This is a genomic window from Flavobacterium endoglycinae (genome assembly GCF_017352115.1).
Lineage (GTDB): Bacteria > Bacteroidota > Bacteroidia > Flavobacteriales > Flavobacteriaceae > Flavobacterium > Flavobacterium endoglycinae.
The window spans coordinates 3,405,835-3,423,891 of the sequence record NZ_CP071448.1 but is presented as its reverse complement, the minus strand read 5'-3'; the positions used below and the strand labels follow the sequence as shown (position 1 = coordinate 3,423,891).

Annotated in this window: 12 protein-coding genes; 8 read left to right on the top strand and 4 right to left on the bottom strand. The window is 34.3% G+C overall.

Annotated features, from left to right (window positions below):
• Positions 1 to 15: 15 nt before the first annotated feature.
• Together J0383_RS15120 and J0383_RS15115 are read right to left on the bottom strand one after the other, a co-directional pair.
• Positions 16 to 3,246 (bottom strand): SusC/RagA family TonB-linked outer membrane protein, encoded by a 3,231-nt coding sequence (locus J0383_RS15120; RefSeq protein WP_207294840.1) that lies wholly within the window; start codon positions 3,244 to 3,246, stop codon positions 16 to 18.
• A gap of 591 nt (positions 3,247 to 3,837) precedes the next feature.
• A complete protein-coding gene (locus J0383_RS15115) occupies positions 3,838 to 5,004 on the bottom strand; it encodes an MFS transporter (protein WP_207294839.1) in 1,167 nt (388 codons plus the stop codon).
• Between the two features lie 104 nt (positions 5,005 to 5,108).
• Here J0383_RS15115 and J0383_RS15110 point away from each other — a divergent pair, with 104 nt between their 5' ends.
• The 8 genes from J0383_RS15110 (at position 5,109) to J0383_RS15075 (ending at position 13,661) form a co-directional block, all read left to right on the top strand.
• On the top strand, positions 5,109 to 5,942 hold the full coding sequence (locus tag J0383_RS15110) for an AraC family transcriptional regulator (RefSeq protein WP_207294838.1): 834 nt from the start codon (positions 5,109 to 5,111) through the stop codon (positions 5,940 to 5,942).
• Between the two features lie 69 nt (positions 5,943 to 6,011).
• Positions 6,012 to 6,392 carry a hypothetical protein gene (locus J0383_RS15105; protein ID WP_207294837.1) on the top strand — a complete coding sequence of 127 codons (381 nt, stop codon included), beginning with the start codon at positions 6,012 to 6,014 and terminating at the stop codon, positions 6,390 to 6,392.
• A gap of 109 nt (positions 6,393 to 6,501) precedes the next feature.
• Positions 6,502 to 7,032, top strand: a complete 531-nt coding sequence (locus J0383_RS15100; protein ID WP_207294836.1) for a DUF3347 domain-containing protein — start codon at positions 6,502 to 6,504, stop codon at positions 7,030 to 7,032.
• A gap of 3 nt (positions 7,033 to 7,035) precedes the next feature.
• Positions 7,036 to 7,596, top strand: a complete 561-nt coding sequence (locus J0383_RS15095; protein WP_207294835.1) for a helix-turn-helix domain-containing protein — start codon at positions 7,036 to 7,038, stop codon at positions 7,594 to 7,596.
• A gap of 473 nt (positions 7,597 to 8,069) precedes the next feature.
• Entirely contained in the window at positions 8,070 to 10,595 is a 2,526-nt protein-coding gene (locus J0383_RS15090) for a heavy metal translocating P-type ATPase (protein WP_207294834.1), read from the top strand.
• 196 nt (positions 10,596 to 10,791) lie between these two features.
• Entirely contained in the window at positions 10,792 to 13,032 is a 2,241-nt protein-coding gene (locus J0383_RS15085) for a multicopper oxidase family protein (protein ID WP_207294833.1), read from the top strand.
• An 80-nt stretch (positions 13,033 to 13,112) separates the two neighbouring features.
• Positions 13,113 to 13,430, top strand: coding sequence for a hypothetical protein (locus J0383_RS15080; protein WP_207294832.1), 318 nt, complete (start codon positions 13,113 to 13,115; stop codon positions 13,428 to 13,430).
• Positions 13,431 to 13,505: 75 nt separating this feature from the next.
• Positions 13,506 to 13,661, top strand: coding sequence for a hypothetical protein (locus J0383_RS15075; protein ID WP_207294831.1), 156 nt, complete (start codon positions 13,506 to 13,508; stop codon positions 13,659 to 13,661).
• 143 nt (positions 13,662 to 13,804) lie between these two features.
• Here J0383_RS15075 and J0383_RS15070 read toward each other — a convergent pair whose 3' ends face one another.
• Together J0383_RS15070 and J0383_RS15065 are read right to left on the bottom strand one after the other, a co-directional pair.
• A complete protein-coding gene (locus tag J0383_RS15070; protein WP_207294830.1) occupies positions 13,805 to 17,200 on the bottom strand; it encodes a polysaccharide deacetylase family protein in 3,396 nt (1,131 codons plus the stop codon).
• A gap of 304 nt (positions 17,201 to 17,504) precedes the next feature.
• Positions 17,505 to 17,957: a DUF4442 domain-containing protein gene (locus J0383_RS15065; RefSeq protein WP_207294829.1), complete on the bottom strand. Its 453-nt coding sequence runs from the start codon at positions 17,955 to 17,957 to the stop codon at positions 17,505 to 17,507.
• Positions 17,958 to 18,057: the final 100 nt, after the last annotated feature.

The window sequence follows — 18,057 nt, the reverse complement described above, 5'->3', positions numbered from 1 at the left end:
GAAAGTTTTACTGAATTAAAAATTAAGGTTTAAACCAAATATCAACTGTCTGCTTCTTGGATAGGCAGAATAATCAACTCCTGGCGTGTACGGAGTGTTTCTTCTTGTGGAAGATTCAGGATCCGGACCTGAATATTTAGTCCAGACAAAAACATTACTCGCTGTAAGGTAAAATCTCAATTTAGAAACTCCTAATGCAGAAGTAAGCTCATTTGGTGTCGTATATCCTAAACTCAATGTGTTAAGTCTTAAGAAAGAACCGTCTTCAACAGCCCAGTCAGTGAACACATAACGCGGCATGTAAGGAGACCACATTGTTGTATTTGCATTCAAAGCAGCTAACTGAGCAGGATCTGTAACCAATTGTCCGCTTGTTGGATCAAGATTCGTCCATCTTTTTCCATCAGCCATTTCAGAGCTTAGGTTTCTATATTGTCCGTTTGGTACAGAAGTAGAAAATTCAACTTTATTCGCATTGTAAACATCATTACCAATACTATAATTAAAAGCTGCCGAAAGATCAAAACCATAAGCATTTGCATTTAAAACAAAACCTCCTGTAGCTTTAGGATTTGCATTTCCAATAATCGTAAGATCGTTTACATCTACTTTACCATCATCATTGATATCTTTTAATTTCATAGCACCCGGCTGCATTTTCCCGACGATTGTAGTACCATCTGGCACACCTGCTTTTAAAGTATATGTTCCGGCATTGTAATCAAAATCAGATACTTCGTAGCGCCCGTCACTTTTATATCCATACATAATCCCTAGCGGCTGTCCCACGTTTACTAAATAATCAGTTCCAATTGCTGTAGATGCCCATCCGGAAGATGCTTTAAAATCATCCATAACTCCAATAGAGTTAATTCTGTTGGTATTGAAAGCCGCGTTGAAAGATAAGCTTACGCCATATTTAGGTCTCTCAATAAGATTAAGATTTAAACTTGCCTCAACTCCACTGTTTTGGATTTCACCCATATTTCTGTATTGGAAATCGTAACCTCCTCCAGAAATTGGAAAGTTCATTAACAGGTCTTTTGTTTTGTTTTTATACAACTCAACAGATCCAGTTACTTTGTTTTTGAACAAGTCAAAATCTAAACCGATATTCTGGGTAACAGTAGTTTCCCATTTTAAATCTGGATTTGCCATTGTTTTAGAAGCTGCCCAGTAATTATCGACACCATTAATCCAGGTAGAAGTAGATGAAATAAAACTTTGAACCATCTGTCCTGTTGGAATATTGTTATTTCCTGCTTCACCATAACTTACTCTTAATTTCAACAAATTAATCCATGAAGCATTTTTCATAAATTCTTCTCCTGATATTTTCCAAGCTGCCGCAGCTGCTGGGAAAAATCCCCATTTATTATCGCCTAGAAATTTACTAGATCCGTCTGCTCTATAAGTTGCTGTAAGAAGGTAACGGTCTTTGTAATCGTAATTTACACGTCCGAAGAAAGAAAGCAGTTTATCGTCTGGAAAATAAAAATTATCAACTGAAACAGGAGTTCCTTGTGTGGTTAATTTTTTCGCCTGATCCAAATCAAAAGATAATGGATATCCGTGAATCGTATTTGCTACGTCGTTTCTTTTATACTGAATTGATTCTTCCCCAAAAAGGAATTTTAAATTATGGTTCTCTCCTACTAATTTTTTCAAATCGTAATTAAGTGTATTGGCATTTCTAAAACGCGTATCTTTTCTGTCTCCCATTATCAATGCAGGCATACCTTGTCTTTCTGCCGCTGGACTGTTTTTTACATAATACGTTGTACGGCCATAAAAACGGTAATCCTGATAGTTATAATTATCGAGACCTAATTCTGTTTTGAACACTAAATTTGGAGTAATTTTCCATGAAAAACTTCCCAATGTGTTAAAGTTTTTTCTAAACTGCTGACGGTTATTGTCTGTAATAGCAACAAATGGATGCACTAAATTTTCTGCTACTGCTTCATCTGTATCATCGCTTGTTAAACCAGGAACTGGAATTGGAGCATATCCAACGATATTTTTTAAACGTGAATCTGCTGATGAAGCTTCGTTTTGCTCGTTCATACCAGCACCGTTAATTTCAGTATCTGAGTAACGAACTGTAAAAGATAAGTCAACTTTATCTGAAGCTTTACTGTTTAAGGCAAGAGATAAGTTGTTTCTGTTGAAATCAGACCCCAGCATGATAGCTTTCTCATCATAATGAGCATAATTGAAGTTATAGTTCATTTTATCAGTACCGCCACGAATTGATAGGTCACGGCTTTGAACTTCTCCTGTACGGCCAAAGATTTGTTTCTGCCAGTTGTTTCCTTTCATGCCTTTGTACATGTCGTAATCCTGCCAGTTTCCGAAATACTTAGTATATGAGTTTGGATTGGTTAAGATCGTTTTATCTGTCTGATCCATTAAAGCATATTCATACTGCCATTTTACGTAATCTTCAGGAGCAGTTACGTCAATAGTATTAGCCAGTTTTTTCATTCCGTAGAACATATTGAAGTTTACGGCTATTTTACCATCTTTACCTTTTTTAGTGGTAATGATGATAACTCCGTAAGCTCCTCTAGAACCGTAGATTGCCGTAGAAGATGCATCTTTTAACACAGTCATCGTTTCGATATCTGAAGAAGAAATATCATTAATGTTGTTTACGGGAAATCCGTCAACAATGTACAATGGTGAAGCATCTTGACTTAACGAACCGTTTCCGCGAATTCGAACCTGAACATTTGAATCCGGTGAACCTTCAGAACTCGTTACCTGAACCCCTGCAATACGTCCGGTTAAGGCTTCCGCTACGTTTGGCACTGGAATTTTACGTACTTCATTTCCAGAAAATGTAGCTACAGCTCCTGTTAAATCTGATTTTTTAGATGTTCCGTATCCAATGACAACAACCTCATTTAAGTTGTTTGAATCTTCAGATAAAGTTGTGTTTACTTTGGTTTTTCCTTCGGCAGAAATGTCTACCGTTTTAAATCCTATAAAGGAGAAACTTAATACTGCTTTTGGGTTGGTGAGTTTAATTTTGTAATGTCCGTCAAAGTCTGTAGAAGTTCCATTTTTGGTACCTTTCTCCAATACGTTAACTCCTGGTAAAGAAAGTCCTGCCGCATCTTTAACGATTCCTTCTATTGTCACTGCCTGAGCCTGCATTTTATTACTCATCAGCAAACACAATAAAAAAACAACTGCAGAACAACGAATTGCCGCCTTGTTTAATAAATCTTTAAAATTCATTGGTTGATTGTTTAAGTTAGTAAATGTTTTAAGTGGTTTTTTGTGGTTTAGTTTTTTGTTGCCGATCCCGATTTTTGTCAGAATTAATAAAGCCTGATCTTAACAGAGTGCTTATGATTTTCCTGATTCATTATGACCTTAATAAAAATTCAATTTAATCATCCAAAAAAAGTTGTAATCGATTACACAAACATAGATATTTTTTTTATATAAAAAATTAAAATTCATAAAAATTTCATAAATAAAATCTAAAATCAAGAATTTAGAGGCTTTTTTATACAAGATGTGTAATTTTATAGATATATAAATATTAAATATATTATTATAATCATCAGTTTTTTTGACTTTTTATTAAAAAAACAATCGATTACACGAAATCGATTTAGAAATCTTTTAAGTGTATATCTAACATTTAAAACTCTTGAAATTCTTCGAAAAAAATTAGAAAAGACTTAAATTTTAACACGCTTTTACTCAAAAACAAAATAGCGAGCACGGCAGTTTTGTAAGATTGAGTTAAAACAAAATCTTTAAAACATAAAAAAGCCCTTAGATTTCTCTAAGGGCTCTCAAGTATTTTTGAATAAAGATTTATGCGCTTTGTAATTTTAAATCACTTTTACGGACTCTCATTAAAGTAAGTGTGATAAGCATTCCAATAACCGACATTCCTACTCCGATTAAATTGGGTGAGGCAAAGCTGTATCCAGCAGCCAAAGGAAGTCCGCCTAAAAATGCTCCTAAAGCATTCCCTATATTAAAACTTCCTTGCAATGATGCCGAAGCAATCATTTCGGCTCCTTTTGCAGTACGGATCATTAACATTTGAATTGGCGCAATAACCGAGAATGAAATGGCTCCAGTTAAGAAAGTCAAAAACAACGAAACGTATTGATTAGATGAAAAGAAATAAACCAAAATCAAATCAATTGACATTACAAACAATAGAGCTAATGTTGTGGGAGCAGGTGAATATTTATCGGCTAGTTTACCTCCAACAAAATTCCCAACTACCATACCAAGCCCAGCCAGAATTAATATAGAAGAAACATCTCCTTCAGAAAATTTAGAAACATTAATTAACAAAGGAGCGATATAACTAATCCAAGCAAAAAGACCTCCAAAACCAATGGCTGTAATTCCAATAATCAGCCAAGCTTCGGTTCGTTTAAAAAACTGCAATTGTTCTTTCATATTCACCGTTTCTCCTTTTTCTAATTTTGGCATCCACAACCCAATAAGAAAAAACGTTAAAAGTCCCACAATTGCAATTAAAACAAAGGTATAGCGCCAAATAAAATGGTGGCCTATATATGTGCCGATGGGAACTCCAATTAAATTCGCCAATGTTAAACCAGAAAACATAATGGCAATGGCTTGCGCTTCTTTTCCTTTATCTGCCAATCGGCTGGCCACAACAGCTCCCACTCCGAAAAAGGCTCCGTGAGGAAGTCCCGATAAAAATCGTGAAGCAAATAAAAAATTATACGATGGTGCAATAATAGACAGCGCGTTAAAAACAGTAAGCATTGCTGCTAAAATTAAAAGCATTTTTTTGGGTGGAAAATTTCTTCCAAGAATTACTAATAAAGGAGCACCAATTACAACTCCAAGAGCATAAGATGAAATTAAATATCCGGCAACCGGAATCGTAACTTTCATATCTGAAGCGATATCAGGGAGAAGACCCATCATGACAAATTCGGTAATACCTATTGTTAGACCTCCAAACGATAACGCGATAAGACTTTTTTTCATAACTATTTAAGACAGAAAGGGAAAAACTTTCTACAGTGCAAATTTAAAACCGATGCAGCAGAAATAAATTGTATATTTGCGATATAAATTTGTAAAAATATGTTATGCCGAAATTAAATCAATTCAAAACGCTTATTATAGATGAATTTGAAGAAGAAAAATTTCATCTGCCTCCGCATTCTCATACCTATTATGAAATCATTTATATTAAGAAAGGAAGCGGGATTCATCATATCAACAACAATCTATTATCATATAAAGCCGGCGATTTATTTGTGATTTCGCCAGATGATGAACATTATTTTGATATTAAGAAAAGTACACGTTTTATATTTATCAAATTCACCGACAATTATTTCAATTCAAAACAAAATCTTACCTGTGATGAATTTCTGGTTCATACTCCGGAAAATTTCATGCGCGACAAAATTCTAAAAGAAACCGTTTTGAAATTTGGCGAACCCTGTAAAACAATCCTCAGAAATACGATTGAAAACATTACAAAGTATGACCAATATATAGATGTGACGAATTCACCAATTGTTTTCTACCAGATTCTTTCGATTTTTGGTTTGATAAAAGAAACCATTCGATGCATGAACCTTCAGATGACCTCAACTCATATCGATAATGAGCAGATCGCTAATTATATTCATCAGAATATTTACCAGCCGAAATTGGTTCAAATTAAAACAATCGCTGAACATTTTAATATAGCTCAAACGTATTTCAGTGCTTATTTTAAAAGAACTTTTGCGATTAGTTATCGCGATTATATTCATAATTTAAGAACCACTTTGATTGAGAAGAGATTCCAAAATAATCAATTACCCATTAAACAGATTGCTTATGAATTTGGTTTTACAGATGAAAGCCATTTGACGAATTATTTTAAAAAGAAAAGAAACATGAAGCCTACTGATTTTAAAAAGCTTTAGTTATTGAAATCCTAAAAGAGCATTTTGCCTTAATATTTTTACCTAAATTTGTAGAACAAAAAATTTCCTTTGAACAAAAAAGTCTACATAACATTCCTTTTATTACTAACTGGTTTCTTTTTGATACCCGTTTCTGGATATGCATGTGGGAATCATTCTGGAAAAATTTCGCCTAAAAAAGAAATGACTTCCGAGAAAAAGGAAAAAGACTGCTGTACTAAAAGCTGCTGCAAGGAAACTTCAAAATCAAAAAAGAAAAAACATGATTGCGACAGAAAATGCAGTCATACCAACTGCACAACTTCATCTTTACAATTTAGTATTCCGGCTTCAAATGATTTGAGCTTTCAAAACAATTTTAATTTTTCTGTAGAAAAACCGATTTCTTATTATAATGAAACCAACATTTCTGATGGTTTCACCTCTATTTGGTTACCTCCCAAAATATAATATTTCTATTCTGTACAGCCATAAATGGGTCTTGTTTAGAAATTTGTGCTTCAATATCAATAAAATAATCAAAAGGAAAGCTTCTTCCTTTTATAAAAAATATATAAAAATGAAAAATTCAATAACAGCTGTTTTAGCAGCAATCGCGATAGTATTTTCTGTAAACACAATTACAGCAAACGAAATAAAATTACAAACTACTACAGAAGATGTTCTGGCTTCTGGTGAATTACAATCTGTTTTCGATAATTATTTTGCGGTAAAAGATGCCCTTATTAAAAGTGATGCCAAATCTACTTCGGCGAAAGCGGCAAGCTTACTGACTGCAATTGGGGCCGTAAAAATGGACAAATTAAAAAGTAACGAACATACGGTTTGGATGAAAGTAGTTAAAAAATTAACCGCCGATGCAAAAGCGATTTCCTCTAATACGGATATTAAAAAACAACGCGAGTCTTTCAAATCACTATCTAAAAACACATATGATTTAATTAAGGTTTCAAATCCAGATCAGCCAATTTACAAACAATACTGTCCAATGGCAGATGCAGATTGGCTAAGCAAAGAAAAAGCCGTTAAGAATCCTTATTATGGTTCTTCCATGCTGACTTGCGGAAATGTGGTTGAAACCATTAAGTAAAGAATGAAGCTCTATATCAAAAATATGGTATGCAGCAGATGCAAAATGGCAGTGGAGTCTGAGTTTGAAAAACTCGGACTTCCAACTGTTTCTGTTGAGCTTGGAGAAGTGGAATTAGAAAACGAAATCACAGAAAACCAGAAAGAAACTTTACTTAAAAATCTTCAAAATCTAGGTTTTGATTTATTAGATGATAAAAAAAGTAAAACAATCGAAAAGATTAAAAATTTGATTGTCGACTTGGTTCATCATAAAAACAACGAGTTAAAAACCAATTTGTCTGATTATTTAGTAGAAAATCTAAATCAAGATTATAACTCATTGAGCAATTTGTTTTCTGAAATTGAAAATACGACTATAGAGAAATATTTCATCAGTCAGAAAATCGAAAAAGTAAAAGAACTGCTGATATACAATGAGCTATCCTTAAGCGAAATTGCAGATTTATTAAATTATAGTAATGTCGCACATTTGAGTAATCAATTCAAAAAAATTACGGGCTTTACTCCTACTTCGTTCAAGCAGTCAAAAGACAAAAAACGTATTCAGATTGAGAATATATAGTTTTTGATTTAACCGCTAAGAGCGCTACGATTTACGCAAGGTTCGCAAAGTTTTTTTAGCCACAGATTATAAGAATTAAAAGGATTTTAAAAATCTGCACAATCTTTTAATCTGTGGCTAATTTTTACATAATCATTTCGCAATTTATTCAGAACATAGCCCAAGGTTTCAACCTTGGGTGCATATCGTATTTCAATCTTTGTTACCCAAGGTTGAAACATTAATAGCGCATTGTGTTCCAATCTTTGTGTACCCAAGGTTGAAACCTTGGGCTATGTTTATAAACTTCGCAAAGCTATTTTAGACAAAGCTTTGCGAACTTTTCGTTTATACAAAGTCACGCTAATACAAAAATCCGTGCGCACTTTGTGGTTAAATAAAACTTTGTAAATCTTACAAATCATTCTCAAAATTTTACAACCCGATCTAAACCTTAGTTCGGAAATTTGCATTGTAAACCAAAAAACAAAGCAATGAAACATCAATATATAATTTCAGGAATGTCATGCAACGGATGCCGAACCAAAGTCGAAAAGACTTTAAATGAAATCGAAGGCATTCATGCTGAAGTAAATCTGAATCCCGGAGAAGCTACCATTACAATGGAAAAACATGTTGCAACCGAAAAACTTCAGGAAGCACTATCGGCTACGGGAAATTATACTATCGAAATGAAAACGGCAGAAAACTCAGGAGAAAATGCCGTAAAATCATGCTGTTCATCCAAAAAAGAACATTCTCATCACGATCACTCAAAAAAAGCAAGTATTCCGCATAATGCAACTGGAGTTTTTTATTGTCCGATGCATTGCGAAGGCGATAAAACCTACGACAAACCTGGTGACTGTCCAGTGTGCGGAATGGATTTAGTACCACAAGTTGCTATCAGCCATACTCAATTTACCTGTCCGATGCATCCGGAAGTTATTTCAAATGAACCCGGAGATTGTCCGATTTGTGGAATGGATCTCCTTCCGATCCAAGCTTCAGGAGAAGAAAACAAAAGCTATACAGATTTATTGAAAAAGATGAAAATTGCCGTATTGTTTACGCTTCCCATCTTTATCATTTCAATGTCAGAAATGATTCCCAACAATCCTTTATATGATATAATGCCAATTGAAAAATGGAATTGGGTTCAGTTCTTATTTTCAATTCCAGTATTGTTTTATGCTGGATGGATGTTTTTCGTTCGTGCTTACAAATCAATTGTGACTTGGAATTTAAACATGTTTACCTTAATAGGAATTGGAACTTCTGTTGCCTTCCTTTTTAGCGTTGTGGGAATGTTTTTTCCAGATATTTTTCCTTCAGAATTTAAATCACATCACGGAACGATTCATTTGTATTTTGAAGCCGCAACGGTAATTATCACTTTAGTACTACTCGGACAATTATTAGAAGCTAAGGCCCACGGCCAGACAAATGGCGCTATCAAAGAATTATTAAAACTCGCTCCAACTGAAGCCACTTTGGTAGAAAACGGAATTGATAAAGTAATTTCCATTCACAGTATTAAAAAAGGAGATTTATTGCGTGTAAAACCAGGAGAAAAAATTCCAGTAGACGGAAAAATTACAACTGGAGAAAGTCATATAGACGAATCGATGATTACCGGCGAACCTATTCCTGTTGATAAAAAAGCGGGAGATTCTATAATTTCCGGAACTATTAACGGAACTAAATCATTTGTAATGACAGCCGAAAAAGTAGGTTCAGAAACCATGCTTTCGCAGATTATTCAAATGGTAAATGATGCCAGTCGTTCAAGAGCACCAATCCAAAAATTAGCCGATAAAGTCGCTAAATATTTTGTACCCACCGTTGTTCTAATTTCAGTTCTGACTTTTATTATCTGGGCGAAATTTGGCCCAGAACCGTCTTATGTTTACGCTTTGATTAATGCGATTGCCGTTTTAATTATTGCTTGTCCTTGCGCTTTAGGATTAGCAACACCAATGTCGGTTATGGTGGGTGTGGGCAAAGGAGCGCAATTCGGAATTCTGATAAAAAACGCCGAAGCTCTCGAAAATATGAATAAAATCGATGTTTTGATTACTGATAAAACGGGAACGATTACAGAAGGAAAACCATCTGTAGAGAAAGTATATGCGGTAAATAATGATGAGAATTTTTTACTTCAAAATATTGCTTCATTAAATCAGCATAGTGAACATCCTTTGGCGAAAGCCGTTGTAAACTTTGCAAAAGCGGAGAATATTTCTGTGGTTGAAGTTCTCGATTTTGAAACTATCACAGGAAAAGGTGTTATAGGAACGATTGAAAATAAAAGAATAGCATTAGGAAATAAAAAGCTGATGCTTCAAGTAAATGCTTCAATTTCTTCAGAAATCGAAAATAAAGTTACAGCCGAACAAAATTTAGGTAAAACCGTTTCATACATCGCAATCGATCAAAATGTTTTAGGTTATGTAACTATTACTGATGCTATTAAAGAAAACAGTGCACAAGCTATAAAAGAATTGATCAATCAGGGCGTAGAAGTTATAATGCTTACAGGAGATAATGCGAATACTGCAAAAGCGGTGGCAGAACAACTTCATTTAAGTTCTTTTAAAGCCGATTGTCTTCCAGAAGATAAACTAAAAGAAATTGAATGTTTACAAGCAGAAGGTAAAATCGTAGCAATGGCAGGCGACGGGATCAACGATGCTCCTGCCCTTGCAAAATCTAACATTGGAATTGCAATGGGAACCGGAACTGATGTTGCCATTGAAAGTGCCAAAATTACGCTGGTAAAAGGAGATTTAAACGGTATCGTAAAAGCAAAAAATCTAAGCCACGCTGTAATGTCAAACATCAAACAAAATCTGTTTTTTGCATTTATTTACAATACCTTAGGAGTACCAATTGCAGCAGGAATTTTATATCCAGTTTTCGGAATTCTGCTTTCGCCAATGTTGGCTGCTTTGGCAATGAGTTTAAGTTCTGTTTCGGTAATTGTAAATGCTTTGCGATTGCGAAATTTAAAACTGTAGGTTGGGCGAAATTACTTCAACACATAGAAACATAGTTTTGTATTGTGAGTACAGGCGTTTCACTTGCATTAATACATAGCTATGTGTGGAAACTTGTTTCTTTTCCGCTCTTTTTTGACATAAAAAATCTATGTTTCTATGGGTTAAAATTAAATTGTGTTCCATTTAACCCAACAATTTAAAATTATAATTCATCATGAAAATCAAATATATTCTTCTTTTATTTTTAATCGCTTTTCAACTAAAGGCTCAAAAAGTTGTTCGGTACGATTTATATGTTCGCGATACGATTGTCAATTTTTCAGGTAAAGAAAAACGTGCGATTGCGGTTAACGGACAAATTCCGATGCCGACTTTAACTTTTACCGAAGGAGATATTGCCGAAATTTATGTCCACAACGAATTAAAAAATGAAGATACAGCCATGCATTGGCACGGATTGTTCCTTCCTAATAAAGAAGATGGCGTTCCTTACTTAACGCAAATGCCTATTCAACCAGGAACTACACATAAATATACTTTCCCCATTATTCAAAATGGAACGTATTGGTATCACAGCCATTCTGGTTTGCAGGAACAAATTGGTTTGTATGGACTTTTTATCATCAATAAAAAGAAAGACGATCCGACTATTCGAAAAGGAATTGACGATCTGCCAACAATTCCAGTTATTCTGAGCGAATGGTCTGATTTGAAACCAGAAAATATTCAGCGAATGCTGCACAATGCCAATGATTGGTTTGCTATTAAAAAAGGAACAACGCAAAGTTATGCCGAAGCCATCAAACAAGGACATTTTTCGACCAAAGTAACCAACGAATGGAAACGAATGAATGCCATGGACGTAAGTGATGTTTATTATGAAAAATTCCTCATTAACGGAAAAAACGAACAACAGCTTTCTGAATTTAAGCCGGGATCAAAAGTCCGTTTGCGAATTGCCAACGGAGGTGCTTCGAGTTATTTCTGGCTGACGTACGGCGGCGGAAAAATTACGGTTGTAGCCAGCGACGGAAACGACGTTGAACCTATAGAAGTGGATCGTTTGATTATTGCCGTTTCGGAAACTTATGATGTTGTGGTTACAATTCCTGACGATAAAAAATCCTTTGCATTTTTGGCTACAGCCGAAGATAGAACAGGATCTGCATCTTTATTTTTGGGCAATGGCGAGAAACAGCCCGTTCATCATCTTTCGAAATTAAAATATTTTGAAGGAATGAAAATGATGAACGATATGATGAAAATGAATGGTGAAATGAACGATATGGGCATGAATATGTCTTGGAATAAAATGGATATGAATGCTGTAATGTATCCTGAAATTTCTGGTGAAGATGAAAATGCAAAACCAGCAATGGATCATTCTAATCATAATATGGGCGATATGAAAATGGAAAGCGACACTACTGAAACTCCAGAAATTGTTACTTTAAATTATGGAATGCTGAAATCGCCAGATAAAACCAATCTTCCAAAAGATGCGCCTGTAAAAGAATTACGTTTTGAACTTTCTGGAAATATGAATCGGTATGTTTGGAGTTTAGACAACAAAGTGGTTTCTGAAACTGATAAAATCTTAATTAAAAAAGGAGAAATTGTTCGTATTACCTTGTACAATGGTTCTATGATGCGTCACCCCATGCATTTACACGGACACGATTTCAGACTTTTGAACGATCAAGGCGATTATGCGCCCATGAAAAATGTCATCGATATTATGCCAATGGAAACAGATACTATCGAGTTTGAAGCCAATGCCGATGGCGACTGGTTTTTCCACTGTCATATTTTATACCACATGATGGCTGGAATGGGACGTATTTTTAGTTATGAAAATTCAGCTCCTAATCCGTTGATTCACCATCCTGAAATGGCTTATAAAATGTTGAAAATGGATGATCGTATGTTTCATTTTATGGGCGAAAATGATTTTGCTTCTAACGGAAATGACGGTGAAGCCATGTACAGCAACACCAGATGGAGTATTGGAACCGAATGGCGATTAGGTTACAACGACAAACATGGTTACGAAACTGAAACGCATATTGGCCGCTATATTGGTAAAATGCAATGGCTGATGCCTTTTATTGGTTTTGACTGGAGATACCGAAAAATGGGAATGGACGAACAGGAACAAAATCTTTTCGGACAAAAAAACACCAAAGACAATCGTTCTGTTTTTAGCGCTGGTCTTGAGTATACTTTGCCAATGCTCATAAAAGCTCAGGCTGAGGTTTACACTGATGGAAATGTCCGTTTGCAATTTGAGCGAAAAGACATTCCGCTTTCCAGACGATTGAGAATGAACTTGATGTGGAATACAGACAAAGAATATATGGCAGGATTAAAATATATTGTTGCCAGAAACTTCGGAATCACTACACACTATGATAGTGATATGGGAATTGGATTTGGGTTAAACTTAAATTATTAATTTTTAAATCATTAAAATTTTAATGGCATCAATTTTGAAAAGGAAAACAAAACTATAAGTACCTATTTTTAAATTAAGTTATGTACAACATCAATCCATTTTTATTGCTTATTCTGCCTTTAATTTTTCAGTTGGTATTGGGCCGAATGGCGATTCGAAAAACGATACGATTCCATTTTTTAACCGTTAGTTTAATCAGCTTTATTTTGCAGCTCGGTTTTTCGTATCTAGCAATTGAAATTGTTTCTCAAAAATTAAACGAAGCAGCAAATGGTCGAGTGCACTGCGGAATGCCAATTGTAGGAGTTGTTTTTATGGATTTGTTATGTATTGGAGCCTTAATTACAATCATTATAGTTCAATATTTCCTTAAAAGACGTTATGAAAAAGCACAATAGCTGTATTATAACATTCATTCAAATCGTATTATTTAATTCATCAAAAATATTTATTAACATTCAAAAACAGAAAAAATGACAAAAGTACTCACCTTCGCCGCAGTTGCTCTATTTACAATTGGTTTACAGGCACAAGATGCACAGCCTGTTAAAAAAGAAAAAGCAAAAAAAGAATCTTGCTGTAAGAAAACAGACAAAAAAGATAAAAAATCTTGCTGCACAAAAAAATAATCGAAACCCGATTTCAACAAAAAGACCTCGCATAAACGAGGTCTTTTTTATTTGTGGTGAAAAATTCGTACTTAACATTTACAGAGTTTGAAACTTTGTAAAAGTTCTTATTCATAAAATATTTTGAATTTGTCACGAAAAGATCACTTAACGGTTGCCACATTTCCTGTACGTTTGAGTACGCCCCAGCCTTGACTTTCGCCTTTAATGGCTCTTCTTAATGCTCTAAATAAAATAACATACATTAATTGTCGGTACACAAATCGCTGCGGAATCAGCCATATTAATTTGGTTAGTTTTTCCTTTTCAAAAAGAAAAGCAATTACACTCACCAGCATATCAACCAGCATGAAAGCAATATAATAAATTAGAATTTTATGAAGGCTGTCGGGATCATTTTGATTCCAGATGAGACTTAAAATAAGAACCAAATCCGCTAAAGGTGCAAAAATGGGCAGTACAATCTGAAAAATCAAAATATTAGGCAGAGCCACCATTCCCAAACCTTTATACCTCGGATTAAAACAAGCATCTCTATTTTTCCAGAAAGCCTGCATAACACCATAACTCCAGCGAAAACGCTGTTTCATAAATTCTTTTAAACTCTCAGGAGCTTCTGTTATCGCTACTGCTTCAATACAATTTATAATATGGTAGTCGTTTCGTAAAATACGAATTGTTAAATCGCAATCTTCTGCAAGAGTATCTGTTGTAAAACCTCCCGCTTTTTGTATGGCTGTTTTCTTAAATGCACCAATTGCACCTGGAACGACAGTTATTCCGTTGATTAAATCAAAAGCTCTTCTGTCAAAATTTTGTGCGGTGGTATATTCAATACTCTGCCATTTGGTAAGCATTGTATTTTCGTTTCCAACTTTTACATTTCCAGCAACAGCACCAACTTCTTCATTATTTTTCAACTGAATCCTAAATCCTTTCATTAATTGCGAAACAGCATCGGTTTTTAATTGCGTATCAGCATCAATGCAAATTACATATTCGCTTTCGGTCAATTCAATTCCATAATTTAATGCCGAAGCTTTTCCTCCATTTGGTTTTGTGTGGACTTTTACTTTTGGATTATTTTCAAAAGCATTTCTAATCATTTCAAATGTTTTGTCTTTCGATCCATCATCCACAAAAACAATATCATAATCAGAATAATCTTGACATAGTAAATTTTCAATCGTTTTTACGGCATTAATTTCTTCATTATAAGCTGGAACAATGATGCTTACTTTTGGGAAATCATTTAATGATGATTTATAAACCGGCGGGTGTTTATGATCTTTCCATTTTTTTACAAATGCCATTACTGCCATTAAAGTAATTCTCAGAAAACCTAGAAAAATGGCCACCCAAAATGTTGCTGCAATAAAATTTCCAAACCAATATCCGAAATCGAAAATTAAGTTATCTAATGAAACAAACTGTCCTTTTGCTTCAGGCATAATGTCTTGTTTTGGTTTACCCAGTAAATGCGAAACAGTTGTAAACTGAATATTCTTGTCTTTAAAATATTTAATAATTCGAGGCAGAGCTTCTACAGTTGCTTGTCTATTTCCGCCCGCATCGTGAAGCAGAATAATTCCTTTATCTGGATTGGCTTCATATTGTTGTATGGTCCTGATGTAAATCGAATCGGCACTGACACCTTTTTCCCAGTCATTTGGATCGATACTTTCTCCAACTGTATAATAGTTTTGCGCTTTACTTAAAGCAATTGGTTTCAGTTCTGCTTCTGTTGTGGGTTCTGAATCTGCATTATAAGGTGCTCTAAAAAGAACGGTACTCTTTCCTGTAACGGCTTCGATTAACAATCGTGTGGTTTCCATTTCAGCCGATGCTCTTTCTGGACTTACCAAAGCAATATTAGGATGTGTAAAAGTATGATTTCCTATTTCGTGGCCTTCATTATATATTCTTTGAAGCAAAGGAATATTGCTTTCTCCTTGTATCCCAATAACAAAAAATACCGCTGGAACTTTTTCCCTTTTTAAGATGTCTAAAATCTGAGGCGTGTACAACGGATCTGGTCCGTCATCAAAAGTTAAAATGACTTGTTTGTTAACATTTCCAAATTTACTGATCACGTATTTGGTGGGTAATTCAACATATTTTTGTTCCGTGATAATCGTTTCATCTCTGTCAATTTCCAATTCTATCTTTCCAGGCGCAGGGTCGGCAATTACATTCAATATTTCACCATCGCCAATATAAGCCGGACTTTCAATTCGAGTATTAACTCGTTTCATTACTTTAAAATCGAAAGGTTTTTTCTTAAGACTTTCATTGGTTAAACTCCTTTGATAATAACTCCAAAGTCTTTGATCTTCACTTCCTAATCTCCACAAAGCAGTTCCTGCCAAACCGTATTCATCACTAAATCGAATAGTATTAAAATTAGTTGCCGCATCTTCAAAATCCACTTCATGTTTTTTACCATTGCCGTCAGTATAATGAAATGAATTATTATAACTGTTGTTGTCAAATTTTATAAAAGCATTATGCTGTTTAGCTATCGCAATTGCTTGATCATAAGTAATAGTTTCACCTTCCTCTTTTTCCTGCCAATCATAACCATAACCAGCAAAACAAAGAATAATTTTGTCTGATGGGATTTCCTTTGCCGTTTTATCTACAATCCTTTCAATCCATTTTTGGCTGCTCACTTCACCTGGAATACTGCTTGCATAATGCTCATCGTAAGCCATTAAAAACATATAATCATTATAATTTGACAATTCTTTGATATTAAAATCGTCATCGCCGGCCATTATATCCTGAGAGACCAAATAGCCCAGAGGATGCAGTTTTTGATATAATTCTTTCTGAAAATCTATTATAGGCTGGTCGCTGTTTTCTTTAAATTCTTCAAAATCTATATTGATTCCCTGTAATTTGTATTGATCCAAAGCCTTTACAATATCATTAATGAGTCTTTCTTTTTTGGACTTATCATGTAGAATTCGATGAATTAAATCGCCATCAAAATCTCCTTCGCCCAGTGATTCATTGATATTATTAATTAGTGGAACTATTTTTACCTTCGCTTTTTTCATCACCTTGAGCGCTGCGGTATCAATTTCGGTTTTCAGCAAATCAGTTTTTGGATCAATAAAAAACCATTCTGGAACTACCATATTGAGTTTATTGATATTTTTTTTAAGCGAAAATAAACTTTGAGGATCCCAATCAACATAAAAAGCAGCTCGAATTTGAGTTGCTGTTTTAGGAATTTCGTGCTGCTTTTCAAGCTTTTCTATTTTAGATTTTGATCTTAAAAAGTAATCAAAACCTTTAAACTTTTTTAGTTCTTTTACGCTTAATTTTTTTGGCACAATAGGATTTTCCAAGGTTTTCCCTGTGGTTGATTTATTTGCTAAAAGCGGTAGTTCTGGTTTTAAACCTCTTTTTAAAGTGAGATAAAAAATAGGAACCATTAAAATAAGAAGAAACAAAATAAGTCGGCTGGACCATTGAAATGTTTTCCAACGTTTTTTAGTCTCTGTTTGAAATATTTGTTTTTTTCCCTCCATATATTCTTTTTTTGAATGAAATAATTATTTGACACAAAAAACACAAAAGAGTATTTTTCCTACAAATATAGATTCTATTTTGAATATAAAAGTAATATCGGCACATGAAGACGAAATGAAAAACGGAATGATTACAATCTTCACTTAATAATTTTGAAATAAATGTACGAAAGAAAACGTAACAACCAGCAAAACAACAAAACAAAAGAAACTGAAATACAGTTAGTTAAAACAAAAAATAGCATTAAGACATAAAAAAAGCCTGCTTTTACAGCAGGCTTTCAACGTATTTTAAAATTTTAATTTATTTCACACGAATACTCCATTCAAAATCCATTTCAGAAACCTGAACACCTTCTTCGTTTGTTCCGATAGACTTCATCCAAAAGGTTTGTCCTTCTCCTGTTTCAATTGTTTTTTTGATAGCATCGGCAATTAAATGTCCGTCATTGCAGACAAATGTAATTCTGCCAGTTGCTTTTTTCGTGAAGTTTCCTTTGTTGTTGGCCACCAGCATCGATATCTTTTTACCGCTTTTTTGAATTTGAGAAATAACCAAAGCACCAGTTGTTAATTCGGCAGCCATAGCCTGAACAGCAAAATACATAGAATTAAAAGGATTTTGATTAATCCATCTATGTTTGACACTTACGACGCATCTGTCTTTATCAATTGCTTTTACACGTACACCACAAAAGTACGCCGATGGTAATTTGAACAATACAAATTTGTTGAGTTTCGATACAGAAATTGCCATTTGATATATTTTTTATGTAAAAATACAAAAAAACTATGCACGCACAATAAATTGATGCTACTTTATAAAACCATCAGTAAACACAGTACTTAGCAATGAT